We start from the raw sequence: 20,337 nt of genomic DNA, 5'->3' as shown, positions 1-20,337 counted from the left end.
CGATCATGACGATTCACGTTGACGAGCGGCCGCTCGCTCCTGCTCGCGCACCACTGATTTCGCGGCTGCTCCGAGCAACCGGGCCGAGTACCGGTGCGATCGCCGGAATCGTCGTTCTGTGCATCGCTCTGGGCTTCACTCAGCCCATCTTCTTCACCGTCGGCAATTTCACCAATCTCATCAGCGCCAATAGCGCGGTTCTGATACTCGCCGTCGGAACGACCTTCGTCCTGCTCTCCGGCGGCCTGGATCTGTCCGTCGTGGCGGCGGGAGCCGCCAGCGGTGTCGCTTTCTGCCTGATGTTGCAGAGTGGATTCGATGCTCTGCCTGCGGTGCTCGCCACACTGATCATCGGCTGCTTGTTCGGCGCTCTCAACGGTGTCCTGATCAACTTCGGGCGCATCCCCTTTCTGGTGGTGACCCTGGGGACGGCGTCCGTCTTCGCCAGCCTGGCGCTGGTCGTGAGCGATGGCAAGACCATCAATGTCTTCGACATCGCCGGGTTCCAGCCGATCTACAGCTTCATGCTGGGCTCCGCCTTGGGCGTGCCTCTTCTCCTCGTTCTCGACGTAATCCTCGTGGTCGCCGCCGTGCTGGTGCTGAAGTTCACGATATTCGGCCGCGCGGTCTTCGCGATCGGCTCGAACCGCGAAGCAGCGCGATTGAACGGCATCAACGTGCAGATGACCTCGTTGCTCGTCTATCTCATCTCCGGGTTGTCCGCCGCGCTGGCGAGCCTCATTCAAGTGGGTCGTCTGACCGGTGCTGCGCCGACATTCGACGGGACGCTCCTGCTGACCGTTCTCGCGGCCGTGCTCATCGGAGGAACGGCGTACTCGGGCGGTGAAGGCGGCGTGCTCGGCACCGTCATCGGTGTGTTCTTCCTCGGCATCATCCAGAACGGCCTGACCCTGACGAATGTCTCGTCGTTCTGGCGCGGAGCAGTCAACGGAGCCGTTCTGATCCTCGCCGTGGCGCTTGGAGTGGCTCGCGACAGGGGCGTGTTTCGACGAAAGAAGCTCAGCAGCGCCTGATCCTGTATCCCTCGACGGCACGACCGTCGCACGCGTTATCCCCATCCCGACAGTACGACGAACAGGAATCTCATGAGGAACTCAAAACTGACTACCGCCGTCATCGGTATCGCAGCATCATCCGTGCTCCTGGCAGGGTGCAGCGGCGCATCCGACTCCGATGCCACCGCCGCATCGGATGCATGGACGATCGGCTACGCCGCGCCGGTGCAGTCACAGCAGGGGCAGCAGGCAATCACCAATGGCATGATCGGGGCAGCGGCGGATCTGGGTTGGAAGACCGACATCCTCGACGCGAACCTGTCCGCTGATAAGCAGTCGTCCGACATGCAGACGATGCTGCAGAAGGGGGACAACGTGCTCGCACTGTGGACCTTGGACATGGGCGCGATGCAGGGAACTTTCGCGCAGGCAAAGGCTGCCAATGTTCCTCTGATCGGCGTCAACGACCGTTCGCCCGAGTTCACGACGAGCGTGTTCTGGGAGGTGTACCTCTGCGAGGCGGACGACGCGCCGAACAAGCTGACCGCGCAGATGATCGCGAAAGCGCACCCCGGCGGAAAGATCCTGGTCATGGGTGGCCCTCCCGTGGCCTCGCTCCAGGCCAACGTCGCCTGCTTCGTCGAGGCAGCCGAGGCTGCCGGACTGGAGGTGGTGAATGAGACCGACAACATGACGGATGACCCTGCCGCGGCATCCAGCCTCGCGGCCGACATGCTGTCGAAGTACCCCGGAGTCGATGCCTTCTGGAGCTACAACGACGCTTCGGCGCTCGGCATCTCGGCAGCCATCATCCAATCAGGCGGCACCATTTCCGACGGCACGAGCCCGGGGATCATCCTCGTGGGCACGAACGGTGACGACGATGCCATTCAGGCCATCAAGCAGGGCCGGCTGACGGGGACGTGGGACCCCAACACGACCGCAACCGGCGCCGCCGTCGTCAAAGCGGCGAAAGACATTCAGGACGGCAACCCCGACAAGGAGCTCGTGGTCAAGTCGACGTTCTGGACCAAGGCCAACCTCGACTCCTACGTGGCACCCGACGACCGTTCCTACAGCCTCGATGACCTGCCACTGGTTACTCAGTAAGGTGACTGACCGCGAACGGTCCGTCAGTAACGACGCGACATCCACACAAACGAGAAACTAGGAGAAGACATGGCTCACAAGCCACTCGAGTCCGTCAACGAGGCGCATATCAAGGCGAAGAGGCTGCTGCCCAAGGACGTCTACGATGCGCTCGAGGCGGGGAGCGATTCCGGCGCCACGATGAGCGGCAACCTCGCCGCCTTCACGCAGATCGGCATGATTCCGCGCGTCGGCGTCGCGCTGCCGGCTCAGCTCGATCTGGCGGCGACGTTCATGGGCCAGCAGATCGAAATGCCGGTCGTCGTGTCCCCGGCTGCGGCATTTGCGATGCACCCGGATGGCGAAGTCGGTGTCGCACGCGCGGCCGAGCGCGCCGGTACCGCGATCGGGCTGAGCAACGTCGCTTCCGTCGGCATCGAAGAAGTGACCAAGGCGAACTCGCGGTCCTTCGCGCAGCTCTATTGGTCCGGCGATCGCGACGTCATCGCGGCGCGGGTAGAGCGCTGCCGGAAGGCAGGGGTGAAGGGGCTGATCCTCACCATCGACCTCTCGGCCACCCGCGTCGCGTACAACCCGCGGGACTGGGGCTCGCCGGTGTACCCGGATGGGATCAATCTCGCGACGCTCGTGAAGTATGCACCCATGGCGGCCAGTCACCCCACGTGGTTCCTGCGCTATGTTAAGCAGCGCACGTTGCCGGGCCTGAACGCCCCCAACATGGGTACCGTCGGCGGCCCGGTCCCGACCCTAGTGGGTGGCCTGATGGAGTGGCTCGGGACAGCGGTGCCGACCTGGGACGACGTCGCGTGGCTCGCGGGACTCTGGGGTGGCCCGCTCATGGTCAAGGGCATCGTTGCGGCGGACGACGCGCGGCGTGCTGTGGACGCGGGGGCGACCGCGATCAGCGTGTCCAATCACGGAGGGAACAACCTCGACACGACTCCTTCACCGCTGCGGTTCCTGCCGTCGGTCGTCAGCGCAGTCGGGGATCAGGTCGAGGTCGTCTACGACAGCGGCGTGCGCCGTGGTACGGACGTGCTCAAAGCTCTCGCACTGGGTGCCTCGACGGTGATGATCGGGCGACCGTGGTTCTATGCACTCGCCGCTGATGGAGAGCGGGGCGTGTACGAGGTCCTCGAGAGCTTCCGCGGCACCATCGAGCGCGGTCTGGTATCGCTGGGCAAATCCTCCATCCGCGACGTGACCATCGACGATCTGGTGCTTCCGGATGGATTCCTCATCGATACCGATCTGCGGCACACGCGCACCACCGCGAGGCAAGGCGTCTGATCGGCGACGCGGATCTGCAGCGAAATCTCACCGAACAAAGAAAGTGGTTCATCGAATGACAAAAACTGGATTCTGGCTCGCGGACAACAGCGTTCCTGCAGCGGAGATCATCGCCGATCTGGAGTTTGACTTCGTCATGCTCGATCTTGAGCACGGAATGTTCGACCTTGCGACACTCTCGCGCCACGTTCCGCTCCTCCTCGGGCTCGGGCTAGAGGTGTTCGCCAAGGTCATCGGTCCGGATCGCGAGCCCATTCAGCAGGCTCTCGACTTCGGCTGCACGGGCGTGATCGTTCCGCACATCGGGGGCCTGGCGCATGCTCGGACAGTGACCGAGTATGCGAAGTACCCGCCGGTGGGCACGCGCAGCCTCGCGAGCGGTCGGAACACGACGTGGGGTCCGATGACGGCGGAGGCGGTTGCGGCAGCGGATGCCGGGACCCTGAGCTTCCCGCTCATCGAAGAGTCCGATGCGCTGGCGGACATCGAGAAGATCGCGGCGCTCAGTACCGTCGACGGGCTGATGATCGGTCAGGCGGACCTGTCGATGAGCAGGGGGCGGGGGATGTACACCCGCAGTGAGGCGGATCTCGCCGACATGAATCGGATCGTCGACGCGATCCAGGCAGCCCAGAAGCCGTGGATGTGTGCCGGATGGGCGCAGGATGAGCTCGACTGGGCGATCAGCCGAGGCGCGTCGCGCATCATTCTGGGCGTCCAGTACGCGTCGTTCGGCATCGGAGCACGGGCCGCCAAGGACGCCTACGACTCTCGGGTGGGCGCACTTCGCTGATCGGCGAGCTCGTCCCGGCGGGTCCGCTCGCCTAGCGAGCTGAGCGGTAGTGCACGGCGATGTTGACGCCGATGGCTGTCACGGCGGCCGCGAGGGCGAGAAGCGCGATCGGAAGCCGGTCTGTTTTCCCGAACAGCAGCGGGAGGGCGATGCCGAGCCATGCGCCGACCGCGAGGAACAGGGTGAAGAGAGTCCAGAGCAGGTATTCGACGACTGTCGTGGTCGATGAACGGTTGTCTGTCATGGCTTTCCAATCGAGTGGCTACCTGATCGAATGTGACAGGTCTCCTCGCCGGTGGGGTGCGCGCTCGCGAGGGCCTTTTGCGCGAGCGGCCGATTCCTTACAGACCTTCTCCGTGACCTCTTATCCCGGTGCGGTGGGGCCGAGTGGCAGGTTACGGTGGCCGTAAAGCGGCCCTCGCCCGACCGGATGATCATGTTCGACGTCATTGACTTCACTCGCGACCCTGGTGGCTGCGCGACCAGCAACGTGTGCGTCTTCGACGGATATGGCGCCCAGGGCGCGAAGCTCTCGTGGAGCTCGTGCGGCAATCCGACCGTCGCCGCGTTCACGGTCCGGTCCATCGCGAACGACCGACCTACCGGCGACGCGCAGGCCCGGTCGGGAACCACGGTGCACGCCACTGCCCACGCAGGCAGCTACGCGAATGTCTACGGCGCAGTGAACACCGTGCGTTGCGTGAGCTGAACGGGGAAGCGACCTCCATACATGCCGTTTTGGGGGCGGCCGTCATTGTACGGCGCTGGCGGGCGCTAGCCTTGCGCCAGAGCATCGGCAGCAGTCCCGTATCCGAAAGCAACACCGTCAGATCGGGATGCACATGACGACGAGCGAGCGACTCGTTGCCAGCCGGAGTACCGCGCCGAAGCGCGTCCGGTGGCGACTGGTCATCGTCGCATCGGCGCTCAGCGTCGCGACGATCGCGATCATCTGGTTCGCAGCCGTTCCATGGGGACCGATCGTCTGCCCGGCGATCTACCCGATGCCCAGGTCCTGCATCCCCGCGTACCGCACCGGCGTTGCATTGCTGGCGACGATCGCAGTCGTGCTCGTCTGTGCCGCCACGATCGGTGCGGTGGCCGCCGGCTGGCGTCGCGCCGCAGCGGTCGGGACGGGACTGCTCGTCGCGGCCCCGGCCGTGACCTATCTTGCGGTGGCGTTCATCCCCGGTCCCGCGATTGTCGCCACATCGGCAGAGTCCCTCGACAGCCCGACGGAGTCGCGGGCATACCGGGACATCCCCGAGTTCGGCGAACCGCAGACAACCGATGACCACCCGCGGGCGGGACTGGTTCAGGTAGGCGAGCCGAGGGAACCCTTCGACGATCCGGCACGTCGCTACGAACGACAGTTACGCCATTTTCGTCGGGCAGACCGAAAGCTTGGACGGCGTCTGATTCAGAGCCGTGCAGATTCCGGAAGACACCGAGGTGGGTTCCGGTTGCGCGGACCGGAGCGGGCCAAGCTACGTTCCGGGGGGCGATGTGGAGCGTCGACGAGAACCTCTCCGTCGTCGTCGGAGATCCTGCGTACTTCGACGTGAAGGGAGAGCCTGTCCCTCTGTCTGAGACGGTCACTGCCTTCCGTGCACCCTGAGAGCCCACGGATCCATCACACCCGCCGTTCCGTGGTCAGAGCACGCTGGCCAGCTGGTCGAGGTCGTCGTCCGGCAATTCGTCGGCGACGGCGGCGACCGCGATGCTCACGAGGTCGGCCCGGCCCGAGATGACGTTGAGGAACGCGGTGTCGGCGGCATCCCTGCCGGTCGCGATCCTCACGAGGGTCGAGCGCGGTGCGAGCGTCGTCGCGTCGACCGCCCGCCACGCACCGTCCACCCACGCCTCGGCGACCGCGTGGAAGTCCATCGGGTCGAGCCCGGGCGCGTATACCGCGACCGACCGTGCCGGCACCCCCTGTGCGCGCAGCAGCGCGACGCACAGGTGGGAGTAGTCGCGGCAGACGCCTCGTCGCGCGAGCAGCGTCCGCACCGCGCCGTCGGTCGGGAGGGAGGAGCCCGGCACATAGCTCAGGCGGGTGCCGACCCACGACGACACCGCCGTCAGAAGCTCGGCCGCGCCACGGATGCCGCGGAACTCGGCGGCAGAGGTCTCGGCGAGCGCGTCCGACTCGGAGTACCTGCTGGGGCGCAGGTAGGTGAGGAGCTCCACGTCGTCGCGGGCCGTCGGCGTCGCCGCCCCCTCGATGGTCGCGTTGTAGCTCATCACCAGCTCGCCGATGCCGCTCTCCACCCGATGCAGCCGAGTGGAGTGGACGTCGGTCAGCTCGGTGATGGAGACGGGTGCGCCGTCCAGAGTCGCGGTGACGCGCTCCCGGCTCAGCTCGTAGACGCCGGCCGCCGCGATCGAGAAGACCAGGTCGGCGGGCTCGGTGATGTCGAGGACGATGGTGCTGGTGACCGTGCGCTGCATCTGCCCAAGCCTGCCCTGAACGCCGCGAGAAAGCGAAAATGACGGCGAACGCTCAGGTCCAGGCGGTGTCGATCGGGATGTCGTGGCCGAGGACGTCGGCCGCCGCGCGGTGACCGGAGGCCAGCGCCGCGGTCACGGTGGCCGGGTCATCGGTCCAGGTCGCCTCGCCGGCGAGATGCAGGACGCCGCCGACCGGCGTCGCGAGATCGTCGTGGTCGGAGGTCGTCGAGCCCACGGTCATGTAGGCGTAAGACCCGTGCGACCACGGGTCGTCCTGCCAGTCGGTGACGTGCACGGATGTCGGGTTCTCGACGCGATCGCCGTAGAGACGCCGCAGCTGCACGAGGATCGACTCGACGATCTCCTCCTCGGTCCAGTCGCGCGTCTCGACGGCCGCAGGTCCCGCGGCGAACGTCAGCAGCGTCGGGGTGTCGTGCAGCGCTGTCAGGTCGTACCACGAGTGCCACCACCGGCTCTCGGGCCCCTGCTGCCGGATCGCGTAGACGCCGTCGTCCCAGAACCGGGTGGGAAAACGCAGGAAGACCTTCTCGAAGGCGTTCATGCGCAGCCGGCTCAGCGCGCCGGCGACCGGCTCGGGGAGCGCGGGCTCGATGACGAAGTCATCGGACTGCAGCACGCCGACCGGCACGGTGACGACGGCGGTGTCGGCCGAGAAGGCTCCGTGGTCGGTGGTCACGACGACCCCCTCCGCCGACCACTGCACGCGGGAGACGACATGGATGAGGCGGATGTCGATGCCCTCGGCCAGTCGCCGCGGGAGGCGGTCGTACCCGTCGGGGAACACGACCTCGTCGCCGTCGATCGTGTCGTCGTCCAGGCCGTGGGCGGCGAGGTCCTCGATCCAGGCCCCGTACTGCTCCTCGGAGCGGTGCTCCAGGTACTCGCGCACGCGCTCGGCGCGTTCGGCGTCCCAGCCCTGCGCGGCGAGGGCTGTCTCGGTGACGTCGCGGTAGGAGGCGTCGGGGGCGGAAGCCGCGACCACGTCGAGCAGGGCGGCGTCGAGCGCGTGGATGTCGTCGACGAACGCCTGCGCGGCGACATCCGTCAATCGAACGCCGTCAGGTCCGTAGTACGCGATCGGACGGCTGTCGGGCTGGTAGCCGCCGACGGTGAACTCGACGGTGCGCATGCCGAACGCCTCGGCCGCGGCGGCGACCGGCGAGCCGGTGATCCCGTGGATCCAGGACGCACCCATGTCGGTGACGAGCCCGAAGCGGCGGTCGGTCGACACGCGGCCGCCGACGCGGTCGCGCGCCTCGAGCACGACGACATCGCGCCCGGCCTCGACGAGCAGGCGGGCCGCGGTGAGCCCCGCGACCCCCGCGCCGACGACGATCGTGTCGAAATGATCCATGTGCACCGTCCTCCTGCGCGCGCAGCACCGCGCGCTCCGACGCTATCGCAGGGGTGCGGATGTATCACCGTGCCGTCGGCGTGCTCTGGAGTGTCATCGCATCAACACCCTGGGGGAAATCATGCGCCTCGCATACCGCATCATCTCGTTCACCATCTGCGCGCTCGTCGCGCTGCAGGCGGCGTCCCACGCGTGGGCGTCCGCCGGGCTCAGCCTCTACATCGCCGAAGGCGGAGTGGTCGACGCGTCGGCCCAGGAGGGCCCGCCGCCGTTCCCGGAGGTCATGGGCTTCATGATCCACGGCATGAACGGCATGTTCGTCATCCCGCTCCTCGCGCTTGCCCTGCTGATCGTCTCGTTCTTCGCCAAGGTTCCGCGCGGCGTCGCGTTCGCGGTCGGCGTGCTCGTGCTCGTCATTCTGCAGGTGACGCTCGGCCTGCTGGGCCACGGCATCCCGTTCCTCGGATTCCTGCACGGCATGAACGCGCTGCTGCTGTTCGCCGTCGCTCTGATCGCGGGGCTGCGCGCGTCGAAGAACCGGGTGGCGGCTGCCCAGGCGGCGACCACCACCACCACAGCCGGTGCCACCGTCTAGGACCGACCCTGCGACGAGCCGGTGGGCGTGGTTCGCCCGCCGGCTCGCCGTGGTGGTCGCGGCGATTGCGCTCGCCGGCGTCGGCTGGGCATGGTGGGCCAGCATCCTGCCGGGGACGTACTCCGCGATGGACGTGGGCGTGCCGGACTACGGCGGCGGACCCGGCTCGGCCGCGCTGCATGCGGGAGCGCACGGCGGCCGCACCGCCGACGGCGCCGCGGCCGGTGCCGCGCCCGCGGCCGTCACCGGGACCGCGAACGACCTGGCCACGATGAGCGTGATAGACCTCGTCGCCGATCCCGGGCGGCCGGCGGACGTTCGTGTCGAGCTGGTCGCGCGCTCCGAACGCATCACGCCCGACGGTGGTGAGCCGTTCGACGGCTTCACCCTCAACGGCGAGTCACCGGGTCCGGCCATCCGTGCGACGGAGGGGCAGTTGGTCGAGGTCGTGCTGCGCAACGACGACGTGCCGGACGGTGTCACGCTGCACTGGCACGGCGTCGACGTGCCGGCCGCGATGGACGGCGTCGCCGGCGTCACGCAGGACGCCGTGCGCGCCGGTGACAGCTTCACCTACAGGTTCGTCGCCGAGCAGTCGGGCACGTTCTGGTACCACTCGCACCAGGCCTCCCACCCGCAGGTGGTCGGCGGTCTGTTCGGCGCCGTGATCCTCGAGCCTGCAGCGGGGACGACGGATGCCGTGGCCGACGTGGTCGCGGCGATCCACACGTATCCGGGCGGGCAGCGCACCCTCAACGGCGCGACCGGCGACGGGCACCACCGGGCGGAGCCCGGAGGGACCGTGCGCGTGCGGCTGATCAACACCGACAGCACGCCGACTTCGGCGTGGGTGACCGGCTCGGCCTTCCGGGTGCTCGCGATCGACGGGCAGGATCTCCACGGTCCCGGCGAGGTGGAGGGGCGTGCGGTCGAGCTCACCGCGGGTGCGCGCGCCGACCTCGAAGTGCGCGTGCCCGTCGAGGGTGCGGTGCGCGTGCAGGTGCCGGGCGCGTCGCTGATCGTCGGACCCGACGGGGCGCAGGCCGACACCTCGTCGGCGCCGCGCGAGTCGGTCGACGTCCTCGCGTACGGCGAGCCCGCCGACACGGGCATCGACCCGGCCGACGCCGACCGCACCTTCACGTACGACATCGGACGACTGCCGGGATTCCTCGACGGCCTCCCGGGGTACTGGTGGACGATCAACGGCGGGATCCTGCCCGCCGTCCCGATGTACATGGTCGACGAGGGCGACATCGTCGTGATGCGCATCGCGAACAACAGTGGCGAGGTGCATCCGATGCATCTGCACGGCCACCATCTGCTGGTGCTGTCGAGGGATGGGCAGCCGTCGACGGGCAGCCCGTGGTGGGTGGATTCTCTGGACGTCGAGCACGGCGAGTCGTACGAGGTGGCGTTCACCGCCGACAATCCCGGCATCTGGATGGACCATTGCCACAACCTCCCTCACGCGTCGGAGGGTCTGATGACGCATCTGGCGTACACCGGCATCACGACGCCGTTCCGGCTCGGTCGCGACTCGGGCAACGACCCCGAGTGAGCGATCCTCACCGCCCTACCCCTCGCCGAGGCCGAGTGGGACGATGAACCATGGCGACTGGGGCCGAGCACCTCGAAGATGCCGGCGACGCCCGGAGCGACGCGGCGCTCGCCCGGAGACTGCAGATCCTCGCGACCGAGCACTGGGGACTTCTCGCCGCGCGCAGCACCGCGCAGAGCGAGGTGCTCACCCGCATCAGCATCTACCTCACGCTCGTCTCGGCAGGCCTTGTCACCATCGGCCTGCTCGGGCAGGCGACGCAGTTCGGGTCCTGGTTCCCGGTCGCCGCGCTGGCGATCCTCGGGTTCCTGATGGTGGTCGGCCTGCTCACGCTGATCCGCGTCCTCACGGTCTCGGAGGAGGACATGATGTACGTCCTCGCGATGAACCGGATCCGCGGCGGCTACGCCGATGTCGACCCGACGGCGGCCGAGTACTTTCTCGCCTCCACCCACGACGACTTCGTCGGAATGGGGGTCACCTATTCGTTCCTGCGGCATCGCGGCGGATTCGAGCAGGTGCTGGGCTCCTCGCTGATCATGAGCGGACTGGTCACGGGGTCGGTGGGAGGGATGTTCGCCGGCGGCCTGTGCGCCGCGCTGGGCATGCCCACGGGCGGAGCGGTGACCGTCGGCGTCGTCGTGGGGCTGGCGATCGTCGCCGCCACCGCCTGGTACGGCGGGTATCGCTTCAGGGGGGCGTGGCAGACCTACACGCCCCGGCGACCAAGCGCGGGGCCGCCGGCGCAATGGGGACCGCGCTGACGCCACCGTCTCGAGGTCGTGAGAGTGTGGTGCACGTGGCATCGCCTGCTCTGCTCCCGTCGCACGGCCCAGCGCTCGTCATCCGCCAGGAGGAGCGAGCGGATGCCGAGGCCGACCTCGAGCGATCCGTCGAGCTCCTGCGGGCCGTGGCCACGGGCGTGATCGCGCACGATCGCGTGGTGCGGCTGTACGCGCCTGCGCCGACGGTCGCGATGAGCCGCCGCGAGAGCCGCCTGCCCGGGTTCGCCACGGCGAGCCGCGCGTCGATCGTGCACGGCTTCGCGCCGGTCATCCGTCCCACCGGCGGCCGCGCGGTCGCCTATGACGAGACGTGCATCGTGTTCGACGTGATCCACCGCGAGGAGGACGGCGCCATCGACCAGACGCGGTTCTTCACGGAGATCGGCGATGCGCTCGCCGCAGCGATGCGCGGGCTCGGCGTCGACGCGCGGGTCGGCGACGTGCCGGGGGAGTACTGCCCGGGTGAGTTCAGCATCAACGCGCGGGGCGCTGTCAAGCTGATCGGCACCTCTCAGCGGGCGGTGCGCGGCGCGCGGCTGCTCAGCGGGATGCTGCCGCTCGCCGGCGTCGAGCGCTTCGCCGAGGTGCTCGTCGCCGTGAACGAGGCTCTCGGACTCGATTGGGATCCGGCGACCTTCGGCAGTCTCGGCGCGGAGACGACGCGGATCCCACGCGCCACCGCGGAGGACGCCCTGATCGCGGCGCTCGCCGGGGGCTGATCCGGTCAGCCGCCCGTCGAGCCGACCGGCTGCGGGATGCCGCCGCCGGCGGGACGCAGCGTCCGGGCGTAATCCTCCTTGAGGACGGCGAGGTGGAACCAGGCCTCGACGTTCGCGACGCCGGGGATCGCCCGGATGCGCTCGAGGCTCGCGTACAGGGCGCCGGCGGAGGGCTCGACCAGCGTCGTGACGACGTCGAAGCGGCCGAGCGTGCGCGCGGCGAAGTCCACGCCGCGCCAGGTGCGGAGGGCCTCGGTCACGCGGTCGTCGGACCCGGCGAGGTTGAGGCCGACGCCCATCGAGAGCTGCCGGTGCGCGAGCCCGCGGGCCTCGACGGCGCTGATCTTGATCACCCCGCCGTCGACGAGCCGCTGCACCCGCGTCGTCACGGCCGAGGGGGACAGGCGCACGGCCTCGCCGAGCGCCCGGTAGCTCTTGCGGCCGTCGCGCTGCAGCTGCTCGATGAGGGCGGTGTCGATGGCGTCGATGGTGACGTCGCCGTGGTACTCCGAGACGAAGAACCCCTTGACCACGTCGGTGTAGATGAGGGTGTTGATGTCGGCCACTCCCGGCAGAGCCCGGATCTGCGCGAGCAGGTCGTGCAGGGCGGGCATCGATCCGAGCCGCACCTCGGTCACGAGGTCGTGGGCGCCCCCGACCGCCGACACGAGCACCGTCTCGCCGAGTCCGCGCAGGTGCTGCGCGACGGGCTCGACGCCGCCGCGGGTGCGGATGGAGACGTGTGCGAGCACGTGCTGGCCGAGGAACACCGGGTCGACGGCGGCGACGACCCGCACGGTGCCGTCGGCCAGCATCGCGTTCAGGCGCGTCGAGACCGCAGCCCGTGACTGGCCGAGCCGGCCGGCCAGGGAGTGGATGCTGGCGCGGCCGTCGACCTGCAGCTCGCGGATGAGCTCGGCGTCGAAATCCATACCGATCCTCGATTCGTCGATTTTCCCGAGATCGCGCGCAGTGAGTCGCAGAAGTCGAGTCTAGGGCGGAGCTCACCGGACGGGGCGCGTTGAACTGCGTGATAGAGCCTTCAGAACGCCAGTCCGAAGCGCTCAGTGCTGGAGTTCTGCCCTTGCCACCGGCATCCGTTCGTCCCTACCATCCAATCCATCCCGACACATCCGCAAAGGAGCGGCCATGACTACGACCAGCAGCAGGGCGCGGCGCGCAGGAATCGCCGCGTTCGTCGGCACCACCATCGAGTGGTACGACTTCTACGTCTACGCGACCGCCGCCGCGCTCGTCTTCGGACCGCTGTTCTTCCCCAGTGGTGACCCGCTCGCCGAGACGGCGGCGGCGTTCGCGACGTTCGCCGTGGCGTTCCTCGTCCGTCCCCTCGGCGGCATCATCTTCGGGCACATCGGCGACAAGCTCGGGCGGCGCGTGTCGCTCGTGATCACGCTGCTGCTGATGGGCATCTCGACCGTGCTCGTGGGCTGCCTTCCGACCTACGAGACGATCGGCATCGTCGCGCCGATCCTGCTCATCCTCCTGCGGGCGATGCAGGGCCTCGCCGTCGGCGGCGAGTGGGGCGGCGCGGTGCTGATGAGCGTCGAGCACGCACCGGCCGGCAAGAAGACCTTCTACGGCGGCTTCACGCAGCTGGGCAACCCCGCCGGCGCGCTGCTGGCCTCGGGCATCTTCGCGATCATGTCGCGCTTCGGCGACGACTTCATCATGAACGGCGGCTGGCGCATCCCGTTCCTCCTGTCGATCGTGCTCATCGCCGTCGGCTTCTGGGTGCGCTACCGCGTCGAGGAGTCGCCGGTGTTCGAGCAGAAGATCGAGGGCCGCAAGCAGAGCATGCCGCTCGCCTTCGCGCTGCGCGTCAACTGGAAGCCGATCCTCCTCGGCATCGGCGTGCTGCCGATCTCGACCGGCGGCTACTACCTCGCGACGACGTTCGCGACCGCCTATGCCACCGGCGAGCCGATCAGCATGAGCCCGCAGCTGATCCTCGACGCCATGACGATCGCGTCGTTCATCGAGTTCGTCGTGACGCTGCCCGTCGCCTGGCTCGGCGACAAGTGGGGGCGCAAGAACGTCATGTACATCGGCCTGGTGACCTCGGTGCTCACGTTCGTGCCCTTCATGCTGGTGCTGCCGGGCAAGGTCGAGCCGGTGATCTTCCTGATGGCGTCGCTCGTGCGCATCGCCATGAGCGCCACCTACGCGCCGATCGCCGCGATCCTCGCGCAGATGTTCCGCCCGCAGGCGCGTTACACGTCGATCGCGCTGTCGTACGGCGTCGGCGCGGCGATCTGGGCCGGATTCTCGCCCTGGTTCGCGACGCAGCTCATCGCATGGACGGGGAGCATCTGGTCGGTCATCGCGATGTTCACCGGCATGGCCGTGCTCGCCGGCATCTGCACGTGGCTCGCGCCGCAGCACTCCGACGAGGCGCCCGTGACGGACTCCTTCACACCGCGCACCGACACCACGACGGCCCGCACCTCCTGAGCCCGACGCGGCCCCGCCCCGGCACGACCCACCACTGAGGTAGACATGCGAAAGCTCGCCCCCTTCGACCGCCCCGCGCAGCAGACCCCGCGCCTGCTGACGGCCGCCGCGATCCACACCGTCGACGCGCTCGACCGCACCGCCACGGCGATGCTCACCGATCGCGGCCGGATCGTCGCGATCGGCACGGCGGCACAGTGCCGCGAGGCCGCAGTCGCCGCCGGCCTCGAACCCGAGGTCGTCGACCTCGGCGACGCGGTGGTCGTACCGGGGTTCGTCGACGCGCACGCGCACCCGCTCATGTACGGGCAGCTCATGACGTGGGTCGACTGCGGACCAGAGAAGGCGGGCAGCATCGCCGAGATCGTGGCGCTGCTGCAGGCCGCCGCGGCAGACCTGCCCGAGGGACGGCCGGTCCGCGGGTACGGCTACGAGCACCGCAATCTGGCGGAGCAGCGGCATCCCACCCGGTTCGAGCTCGACGAGGTCGCGAGCGATCGCCAGGTCTACCTCATGAACGCGTCGGGGCACGGCGGGGTCGTGAACTCGTACACGTTCGCGCAGAACGGCATCGATCGCGACACCGCGAACCCCGATGGCGGCGAGATCTTCCGCGACGCCGACGGGGAGCTGACCGGGGAGATCTCGGATGCCGCGTGCAACATGCTCACCGGCGTGCACGGCGTGAAGATCGGCCATCACGGTCCGAACTTCCATCTCGCCGATGAGCCGGAGGAGCACCTGCGTCAGCTCGATGCCGCGACGCAGCGCTTCCTAGCCGGGGGAGTGACGACGCTCGGCGACGCGCAGGTGTCACGCCGCGAGTTCGACATGTACCTGCGGCTCGCCGAGGCCGGACGGCTGGACCTGCGCGTGTCGATGTACCTGCTGTCGCACCTGCTCGACGAGGCGCTCGAGATGGGGCTGGTCGGGCAGTTCGGCAACGCGCACCTGAGCTTCGCGGGCATCAAGCTGTACGCCGACGGCACGCTCGGCGGGTGGACGGCGTACTTCCCCGACGGCTACGTCGGCGACCCGTGCCGCACCGGGCAGCTGTACCACGAGCCCGCAGAGTACGCCGAGCTCATCCGCAAGGCGCACGCGGCGGGCCTGCAGACGGCGACGCACGCGCAGTCCCCGACCGCGATCGAGATGGTCGTCTCGGCGATCGAGGCGGCGCTCGCCGAGCGCCCCGACGACGACGCACGCCACCGGATCGAGCACTGCGGGCTGCCGACACCCGAGCAGATCCAGCGGATGGCGGCCGCCGGCATCCGGCCGGTGAACCAGACGCAGCACTACTTCAACTGGGGCGAGGGAGTCGAGCAGGCGATCGGCACACCGGGTGAGCGCTTCAACCCGCTCGGCGAGTTCGAGGCGGCGGGGGTGCCGTTCACGATCTCGTCGGACGCGCCCGTCGCCGAGCCGATCCCGCTCGAAGCGATCCAGACGGCCGTGACGCGCGTCACTCGCCGCGGGCACAAGCTCGGACCCGACGGCCTGCGCGTGTCGGCGCGCGCCGCACTGCGCGGACACACGATCGAGGGGGCGGTGTCGCTCGGCCGCGAGGACGACCTCGGCTCGCTCGAGGTCGGCAAGCACGCGGACTTCGCGGTGCTCGGCGGCGACCCGCTGGCCGTGGACGCATCGGCGATCTCAGAGATCCCGGTGCTCGAGACCTGGGTCGGCGGCGTGCGCCGATTCGCGGCATCCTGAGGCGTGGGCTGACATGGACGCATACGACGAGATCGGGGCGCGGTACGCCGACACCACCGGCCGGGCCGTGCTCGAGACGATCCGCGCCTATGGCGTGACGGCGGTCTTCGGCATCCCGGGGACGCACAATCTCGAGCTGTACCGGCCGCTGGCGCACCTTGGCCTGCGCGCGGTGACCAATCGCCACGAGCAGGGCTCGGGGTACGGCGCCGACGGCTGGGCCCAGCAGACCGGCCTGCCGGGCGTGGTGATCACGACGTCGGGTCCGGGGCTGCAGAACGCGATGAGCGCCATCGGCACCGCGTTCTGCGAGTCGCGGCCGCTGCTGGTGATCTCGCCGGGCGTGCCGCTCGGCGCCGAGTTCCAGGACGTCGGCACGTTGCACGAGACGAAGGACGCGACAGCCATGGTCGGCGCGATCGCCGAGTGGTCGCGGCGCGTGGCGAGCGGGACGGATGCCGTCGACGCCGTGCACGACGCCTTCGCGCTGTTCCGCACCGGGCGCCCGCGCCCCGTGCACATCGAGATCCCCCTGGACGTCCTGGAGGCGCCTGCCGGCGTCCCTGCGGCGGCACGGGCGGCGCGCCCGGTGCCGGCACCGGTGCGTGGCGACGCTGCCGCGGTGCGCGAGGCGATCGCCCTCCTGAGGTCGGCTCAGCGGCCGGTGATCGTCGCGGGCGGCGGGTCCACCCGCGCCGGCCGGCAGGTGACCGCGCTCGCGGAGCGGCTCGGGGCGCCGGTCGTCACGACCCTCAACGGCAAGGCGGCCGTCGACGAGCACCACCCCCTCTCGCTCGGATCGAACCTGCGGCTGGGATCCGCCCGCCGCGTCGCCGAAGATGCCGATGTGCTCCTGGTGCTGGGGTCGAAGCTCGGCGAGGCGGAGCTGTGGGCGCCCCGGCTCGAGGCGCGCGGAGCGGTCGTGCGCGTCGATATCTCGGCCGCGCAGCTGCACAAGAACCTCGATGCCATGGTCGGCATCGTCGGGGACTGCGCCGCAGTCGTCGAGGAGCTGCTCTCGGGGCTTCCTGCGGCACCGCGGCCGCCCCGAGACCTCGCGGGCGCACGCGCCGCGATCGCCGAGGAGACCCGCGGCGTCCTCCCCGAAACTGTCGCCCTGGCGCAGGCGATCGCGGCGGCGCTGCCGCATGACGCCATCGTGGCGGGGGACTCCTCGCAGATCGTCTACATGGCGCTCGCGAACGTGCTGAGGCAGTCGGCGCCGCACTCGCTGCTGTACACGCCCACCTACGCCACGCTGGGCTACGGCCTTCCCGCGGCGATCGGCGCGCGCGTGGCGCAGCCGGCCGAGGGCGGGCGACCCGTCGTCGCGGTGGTCGGCGACGGCGCGCTCATGTTCAGCGTCAACGAGCTCGCCACCGCCGTCGAGCAGCGGCTCGATCTCACCGTGGTGTGCGTCGACAACGGCGGGTACGCCGAGATCAAGCAGAACGAGGTGGATCGCGGCATCCGTCCGGTCGGCGTCGATCTTGTACAGCCCGACTGGGTCGCGCTCGCCCGCGCGTTCGGCGCGACGGGGCGACGCGCCGAGAGCCACGACGACATCGCGCCGGCGCTCGCCGCGGCGATCGAAGCCGGCGGCGTGCAGCTGGTCCACATTCCGCAGACGCGCAGCGCCGCGAGCGCGACGCCGTCCACTCCGAAGGATGAATCATGACCGAGCACCACGAGCCCGTCGGCCCCGTCGACGCGTCCGTCCACCCCCGCTACGCCGGCATCGCGACGTTCGCGCGACTGTCGCGCATCGAAGACGTGCCGCGCGCCGACATCGCGATCGTCGGCATCCCGTTCGACACCGGCGTCAGCTACCGCCCCGGCGCGCGCTTCGGCCCGTCGCACGTCCGCGAGTCGTCACGGCTGCTGCGGCCCTACAACCCGGCGCAGGACGTGTCGCCGTTCGCCGAGGCGCAGGTCGTCGACGCCGGCGACATCCCGGCGAATCCGTTCGACATCGGTGCGGCGGTCGCCGAGATCGAGCAGGCCGCCCTCGACCTGGGCTCCCGGGTCGAGCGCATCGTCACGGTGGGCGGCGATCACACGATCGCCCTGCCGCTCCTGCGGGCCGTGAACCGGAAGCACGGGCCCGTCGCGGTGCTGCACTTCGATGCGCACCTGGACACGTGGGACACCTACTTCGGCGCGCCCATCACGCACGGCACACCCTTCCGGCGCGCGAGCGAGGAGGGGCTGATCGACCTCACGGCCAGCTGCCATGTCGGCACGCGCGGGCCGCTGTACTCGAAGCAGGATCTCGACGACGACGAGCGGCTCGGGTTCTCGATCGTCTCGAGCGTCGACATCGAGGAACGTGGCATCGAGGCGGCGATCGAGCGGGTGCGGCGCCGCGTGGGCGACCGGCCGCTTTACATCTCGATCGACATCGATGTGCTCGACCCCGCGCACGCCCCCGGCACCGGAACACCCGAGGCCGGCGGCATGACGAGCCGGGAGCTGCTCCGGATGCTGCGTGCCCTGAGCGACCTCGACATCGTGGGCGCCGACGTGGTCGAGGTGTCGCCGGCGTACGACCACGCGCAGCTGACCGGCATCGCGGCGAGTCATGTCGTCTACGAGCTCGTCACGTTGATGGCCGCCCGGATCGGCGCCGCGCGGACCGGCGGAGAACAGGGCTAGCGCGCTCGCACCCCGTCTGCAACCCCCTGCACGGTCCGCCCCGCACGCCGCAGGGTGGAAACAGATGCAGAGGAGGACGCCATGAGCGGCTATGCAGATGATGCGCGGAACCCGGAGCAGACGACAGGCGCCGGCGACGCGATGACCGGCGCGACGGCAGACGCGACCACAGGTGTGACGCCAGGTGCGATGCCGGGCGCGGCGGCGGAGGCCCACGAGTACAACGCCACGACGGATCACGAGGTGATCCGCAGGTGGGCCGAGGACCGTCACGCCACACCGGCGACGGTCGGAGGCTCCGAAGGCGACGGCATCGTCGGAGAGCTCCGTCTGGACTTCGACTTCGGCAACGACCTCGAAGACCTGCGGGCGGTCACCTGGGACGAGTGGTTCGCGGCCTTCGACGAGCGCGGCGACCAGTTCGTCTACCAGGACACCACGCGCCCCGACGGGTCGCGCTCGAACGACTTCCACCTCGAGGAGCGGCGAGCGCTCTGAGCCGGACCGGGGCTGCGCGGGACAGCCGCGCGGCCCCGGTGCGCGAGACTGGGCGCATGGGTTTCACTCGCGACGCGGCCACGGTGTCGCGAGCGCGGCCGGGCACCCGCCGGCGCGTGCTCGCGGCGGTGCTGCTGGTCCTCACCATCGGAGCAGGGCTGGTCGTCCACGCGGCGCTGCCCGACAGCAGCGCGACTGATATCGCCGGAGACGCGCTGTACGCCGTCGCCGCCTACCTCGCGGTCGTGCTGATCGCTCCCCGGGCGCCCGCGCTCGCCGTGGGCGGCATTGCGATGCTCTGGTGCGTCGGCGTCGAGCTGTTCCAGCTCACCGGCCTGCCGCTCGCGTGGGGCGCCGAGTTCCCCCCTGCGATGCTCCTGCTGGGCACGGTCTTCGACACGCGCGACCTCGTCGTGTACATCGCGACCATCGCGGTGGTCACCGCGCTCGACGCCGTCGTCCGCTCCCGCACCCGAGCCGCGCGCTGACGGACGTCGGCGTGCCCGCCCCTCACGATGCAACGGGACGGATGCTGCGACCTCAGGCGCCGGCATCCGCTTGCGTGTCCGCGGCCCGGGCGCGGGCGACGACGATCCCGCGCTGAGAGGCGGGGAACCGGTCGAGCATCGCACGCAGCTCGGCGCCGTCGACGTCGGCGCCGAACGCCTCGGCGCCCGGCTCGAGCATGATGCCCGCGGCAAGGGGACCGGCGACCACCGGGTCGAATCCGAGATCGTCGACGAGCCGGGCCACGAGCGCCACGTCGTCGGCGTCGTCGCCGGCGACGGCGATCGCCTTGCGCCCAGGAGTGCCGGTGGGCCGGGCCTCTTCGTCGAGGTCGCGGTAGCCCATGTGGTTGAAGGCCTTGACCACCCGTGAGCCCGGAAGGAAACGCTGCACGGTCTCGCTGGTCGACGTGCGCAGGTCGCCGAAGTCGGCCCGCAGCCCGTCGACCTCCCACCAGTAGTTCATGGCGTCGATGACGAGGGCGCCGTCCAGCGCATCGACCGGAAGGGTGCGGTGCTGGGGGAGCGGCAGCGCGAGGATGACCGCGTCGGCGTCTCGTGCGACGACGGATCCGGCGGCGGGGACCGCGCCCGGAGCCGCGGTGGCAAGGGTGGCGGCGATCCGAGACGGATCGCCCGACCCGGCGACGAGCACCTCGTACCCGGCAGTGACGGCGAGGCGTGCGAGCACCTGAGCGACGCGTCCTGCGCCGATGATGCCGAGGACGCGGATCGCCCGGTCGGCCTCGCGACGGTCCGGCGCCTGCTGCTGATCTTGGCCGTCACTGCTCACCG

The 20,337-nt window shown here is 69.6% G+C and carries 21 protein-coding genes; 16 read left to right on the top strand and 5 right to left on the bottom strand.

The features are described from left to right. Positions 1–5 precede the first annotated feature (5 nt). The 4 genes from MRBLWS13_RS04350 to MRBLWS13_RS04335 all read left to right on the top strand — a co-directional run bounded on the left by MRBLWS13_RS04350 (position 6) and on the right by MRBLWS13_RS04335 (position 4,209). Positions 6–1,034, top strand: coding sequence for an ABC transporter permease (locus tag MRBLWS13_RS04350; protein ID WP_349427816.1), 1,029 nt, complete (start codon positions 6–8; stop codon positions 1,032–1,034). A gap of 72 nt (positions 1,035–1,106) precedes the next feature. After that, positions 1,107–2,126 (top strand): sugar ABC transporter substrate-binding protein, encoded by a 1,020-nt coding sequence (locus tag MRBLWS13_RS04345; protein ID WP_349427815.1) that lies wholly within the window; start codon positions 1,107–1,109, stop codon positions 2,124–2,126. A 69-nt stretch (positions 2,127–2,195) separates the two neighbouring features. After that, entirely contained in the window at positions 2,196–3,416 is a 1,221-nt protein-coding gene (mftD, locus tag MRBLWS13_RS04340) for a pre-mycofactocin synthase MftD (RefSeq protein ID WP_349427814.1), read from the top strand. A 43-nt stretch (positions 3,417–3,459) separates the two neighbouring features. Continuing rightward, the gene (locus MRBLWS13_RS04335) at positions 3,460–4,209 is read left to right on the top strand and encodes an aldolase/citrate lyase family protein (RefSeq protein WP_349427813.1); all 750 of its coding nucleotides are present in this window, start codon (positions 3,460–3,462) and stop codon (positions 4,207–4,209) included. A 31-nt stretch (positions 4,210–4,240) separates the two neighbouring features. On the opposite strand, the gene MRBLWS13_RS04330 is transcribed toward MRBLWS13_RS04335, so the two are convergent. Continuing rightward, the gene (locus MRBLWS13_RS04330) at positions 4,241–4,453 is read right to left on the bottom strand and encodes a hypothetical protein (RefSeq protein WP_349427812.1); all 213 of its coding nucleotides are present in this window, start codon (positions 4,451–4,453) and stop codon (positions 4,241–4,243) included. Positions 4,454–4,639: 186 nt separating this feature from the next. Between MRBLWS13_RS04330 and MRBLWS13_RS04325 the strand changes: the two genes are divergently transcribed. Both MRBLWS13_RS04325 and MRBLWS13_RS04320 read left to right on the top strand, forming a co-directional pair. Further along, on the top strand, positions 4,640–4,918 hold the full coding sequence (locus MRBLWS13_RS04325) for a hypothetical protein (RefSeq protein WP_349427811.1): 279 nt from the start codon (positions 4,640–4,642) through the stop codon (positions 4,916–4,918). 133 nt (positions 4,919–5,051) lie between these two features. Continuing rightward, positions 5,052–5,774 (top strand): hypothetical protein, encoded by a 723-nt coding sequence (locus MRBLWS13_RS04320; protein ID WP_349427810.1) that lies wholly within the window; start codon positions 5,052–5,054, stop codon positions 5,772–5,774. Positions 5,775–5,862: 88 nt separating this feature from the next. Here MRBLWS13_RS04320 and MRBLWS13_RS04315 read toward each other — a convergent pair whose 3' ends face one another. Further along, on the bottom strand, positions 5,863–6,660 hold the full coding sequence (locus tag MRBLWS13_RS04315) for a transglutaminase family protein (protein WP_349427809.1): 798 nt from the start codon (positions 6,658–6,660) through the stop codon (positions 5,863–5,865). Positions 6,661–6,712: 52 nt separating this feature from the next. After that, positions 6,713–8,035, bottom strand: coding sequence for an NAD(P)/FAD-dependent oxidoreductase (locus tag MRBLWS13_RS04310; RefSeq protein WP_349427808.1), 1,323 nt, complete (start codon positions 8,033–8,035; stop codon positions 6,713–6,715). 121 nt (positions 8,036–8,156) lie between these two features. Here MRBLWS13_RS04310 and MRBLWS13_RS04305 point away from each other — a divergent pair, with 121 nt between their 5' ends. The 4 genes from MRBLWS13_RS04305 to MRBLWS13_RS04290 are packed head-to-tail and all read left to right on the top strand — an operon-like array spanning position 8,157 to position 11,695. Further along, the gene (locus tag MRBLWS13_RS04305; protein WP_349427807.1) at positions 8,157–8,630 is read left to right on the top strand and encodes a hypothetical protein; all 474 of its coding nucleotides are present in this window, start codon (positions 8,157–8,159) and stop codon (positions 8,628–8,630) included. Next, positions 8,617–10,191 carry a multicopper oxidase family protein gene (locus MRBLWS13_RS04300; RefSeq protein WP_349427806.1) on the top strand — a complete coding sequence of 525 codons (1,575 nt, stop codon included), beginning with the start codon at positions 8,617–8,619 and terminating at the stop codon, positions 10,189–10,191. Before MRBLWS13_RS04305 ends, MRBLWS13_RS04300 begins: the two co-directional genes overlap by 14 nt. Positions 10,192–10,241: 50 nt before the next feature. Further along, positions 10,242–10,955 (top strand): hypothetical protein, encoded by a 714-nt coding sequence (locus MRBLWS13_RS04295; protein ID WP_349427805.1) that lies wholly within the window; start codon positions 10,242–10,244, stop codon positions 10,953–10,955. A gap of 35 nt (positions 10,956–10,990) precedes the next feature. Continuing rightward, entirely contained in the window at positions 10,991–11,695 is a 705-nt protein-coding gene (locus MRBLWS13_RS04290; protein WP_349427804.1) for a lipoate--protein ligase family protein, read from the top strand. 5 nt (positions 11,696–11,700) lie between these two features. Here the strand turns inward: MRBLWS13_RS04290 and MRBLWS13_RS04285 are convergent, their stop codons facing one another. Then, positions 11,701–12,627: an Lrp/AsnC family transcriptional regulator gene (locus MRBLWS13_RS04285; RefSeq protein ID WP_349427803.1), complete on the bottom strand. Its 927-nt coding sequence runs from the start codon at positions 12,625–12,627 to the stop codon at positions 11,701–11,703. A 217-nt stretch (positions 12,628–12,844) separates the two neighbouring features. Between MRBLWS13_RS04285 and MRBLWS13_RS04280 the strand changes: the two genes are divergently transcribed. The 6 genes from MRBLWS13_RS04280 (at position 12,845) to MRBLWS13_RS04255 (ending at position 19,524) form a co-directional block, all read left to right on the top strand. Further along, positions 12,845–14,167, top strand: coding sequence for an MFS transporter (locus MRBLWS13_RS04280; RefSeq protein ID WP_349427802.1), 1,323 nt, complete (start codon positions 12,845–12,847; stop codon positions 14,165–14,167). 45 nt (positions 14,168–14,212) lie between these two features. Further along, on the top strand, positions 14,213–15,883 hold the full coding sequence (locus tag MRBLWS13_RS04275; RefSeq protein WP_349427801.1) for an amidohydrolase: 1,671 nt from the start codon (positions 14,213–14,215) through the stop codon (positions 15,881–15,883). Between the two features lie 13 nt (positions 15,884–15,896). Next, positions 15,897–17,561: a thiamine pyrophosphate-dependent enzyme gene (locus MRBLWS13_RS04270; protein ID WP_349427800.1), complete on the top strand. Its 1,665-nt coding sequence runs from the start codon at positions 15,897–15,899 to the stop codon at positions 17,559–17,561. Further along, positions 17,558–18,538 (top strand): agmatinase, encoded by a 981-nt coding sequence (speB, locus tag MRBLWS13_RS04265; protein WP_349427799.1) that lies wholly within the window; start codon positions 17,558–17,560, stop codon positions 18,536–18,538. Before MRBLWS13_RS04270 ends, speB begins: the two co-directional genes overlap by 4 nt. A gap of 81 nt (positions 18,539–18,619) precedes the next feature. Next, entirely contained in the window at positions 18,620–19,036 is a 417-nt protein-coding gene (locus MRBLWS13_RS04260; RefSeq protein ID WP_349427798.1) for a hypothetical protein, read from the top strand. Between the two features lie 56 nt (positions 19,037–19,092). Further along, complete coding sequence (locus tag MRBLWS13_RS04255) at positions 19,093–19,524, top strand: DUF2809 domain-containing protein (RefSeq protein ID WP_349427797.1); 432 nt, start codon at positions 19,093–19,095, stop codon at positions 19,522–19,524. Positions 19,525–19,576: 52 nt separating this feature from the next. Here MRBLWS13_RS04255 and MRBLWS13_RS04250 read toward each other — a convergent pair whose 3' ends face one another. Beyond that, complete coding sequence (locus MRBLWS13_RS04250; protein ID WP_349427796.1) at positions 19,577–20,335, bottom strand: NAD(P)-binding domain-containing protein; 759 nt, start codon at positions 20,333–20,335, stop codon at positions 19,577–19,579. Between the last annotated feature and the right edge of the window lie 2 nt (positions 20,336–20,337).

The sequence above is a fragment of the Microbacterium sp. LWS13-1.2 genome (assembly GCF_040144835.1).
Classification (GTDB): domain Bacteria; phylum Actinomycetota; class Actinomycetes; order Actinomycetales; family Microbacteriaceae; genus Microbacterium.
The sequence above is the reverse complement of the archived record's forward strand: the minus strand, read 5'-3'. Positions and strand labels throughout refer to the sequence as shown.

What these genes read in the sequence shown, in the direction of transcription:
- MRBLWS13_RS04345 (WP_349427815.1), top strand. Translation starts at nt 1,107, where the DNA reads ATGAGGAACTCAAAACTGACTACCGCCGTCATCGGTATCGCAGCATCA.
- MRBLWS13_RS04255 (WP_349427797.1), top strand. Translation starts at nt 19,093, where the DNA reads ATGGGTTTCACTCGCGACGCGGCCACGGTGTCGCGAGCGCGGCCGGGC.
- MRBLWS13_RS04315 (WP_349427809.1), bottom strand. Translation starts at nt 6,660, where the DNA reads ATGCAGCGCACGGTCACCAGCACCATCGTCCTCGACATCACCGAGCCC.
- MRBLWS13_RS04320 (WP_349427810.1), top strand. Translation starts at nt 5,052, where the DNA reads ATGACGACGAGCGAGCGACTCGTTGCCAGCCGGAGTACCGCGCCGAAG.
- MRBLWS13_RS04350 (WP_349427816.1), top strand. Translation starts at nt 6, where the DNA reads ATGACGATTCACGTTGACGAGCGGCCGCTCGCTCCTGCTCGCGCACCA.
- MRBLWS13_RS04310 (WP_349427808.1), bottom strand. Translation starts at nt 8,035, where the DNA reads ATGGATCATTTCGACACGATCGTCGTCGGCGCGGGGGTCGCGGGGCTC.
- MRBLWS13_RS04275 (WP_349427801.1), top strand. Translation starts at nt 14,213, where the DNA reads ATGCGAAAGCTCGCCCCCTTCGACCGCCCCGCGCAGCAGACCCCGCGC.
- MRBLWS13_RS04305 (WP_349427807.1), top strand. Translation starts at nt 8,157, where the DNA reads ATGCGCCTCGCATACCGCATCATCTCGTTCACCATCTGCGCGCTCGTC.
- MRBLWS13_RS04330 (WP_349427812.1), bottom strand. Translation starts at nt 4,453, where the DNA reads ATGACAGACAACCGTTCATCGACCACGACAGTCGTCGAATACCTGCTC.
- MRBLWS13_RS04260 (WP_349427798.1), top strand. Translation starts at nt 18,620, where the DNA reads ATGAGCGGCTATGCAGATGATGCGCGGAACCCGGAGCAGACGACAGGC.
- MRBLWS13_RS04270 (WP_349427800.1), top strand. Translation starts at nt 15,897, where the DNA reads ATGGACGCATACGACGAGATCGGGGCGCGGTACGCCGACACCACCGGC.
- MRBLWS13_RS04295 (WP_349427805.1), top strand. Translation starts at nt 10,242, where the DNA reads ATGGCGACTGGGGCCGAGCACCTCGAAGATGCCGGCGACGCCCGGAGC.
- mftD (WP_349427814.1), top strand. Translation starts at nt 2,196, where the DNA reads ATGGCTCACAAGCCACTCGAGTCCGTCAACGAGGCGCATATCAAGGCG.
- MRBLWS13_RS04285 (WP_349427803.1), bottom strand. Translation starts at nt 12,627, where the DNA reads ATGGATTTCGACGCCGAGCTCATCCGCGAGCTGCAGGTCGACGGCCGC.
- MRBLWS13_RS04280 (WP_349427802.1), top strand. Translation starts at nt 12,845, where the DNA reads ATGACTACGACCAGCAGCAGGGCGCGGCGCGCAGGAATCGCCGCGTTC.
- speB (WP_349427799.1), top strand. Translation starts at nt 17,558, where the DNA reads ATGACCGAGCACCACGAGCCCGTCGGCCCCGTCGACGCGTCCGTCCAC.
- MRBLWS13_RS04325 (WP_349427811.1), top strand. Translation starts at nt 4,640, where the DNA reads ATGATCATGTTCGACGTCATTGACTTCACTCGCGACCCTGGTGGCTGC.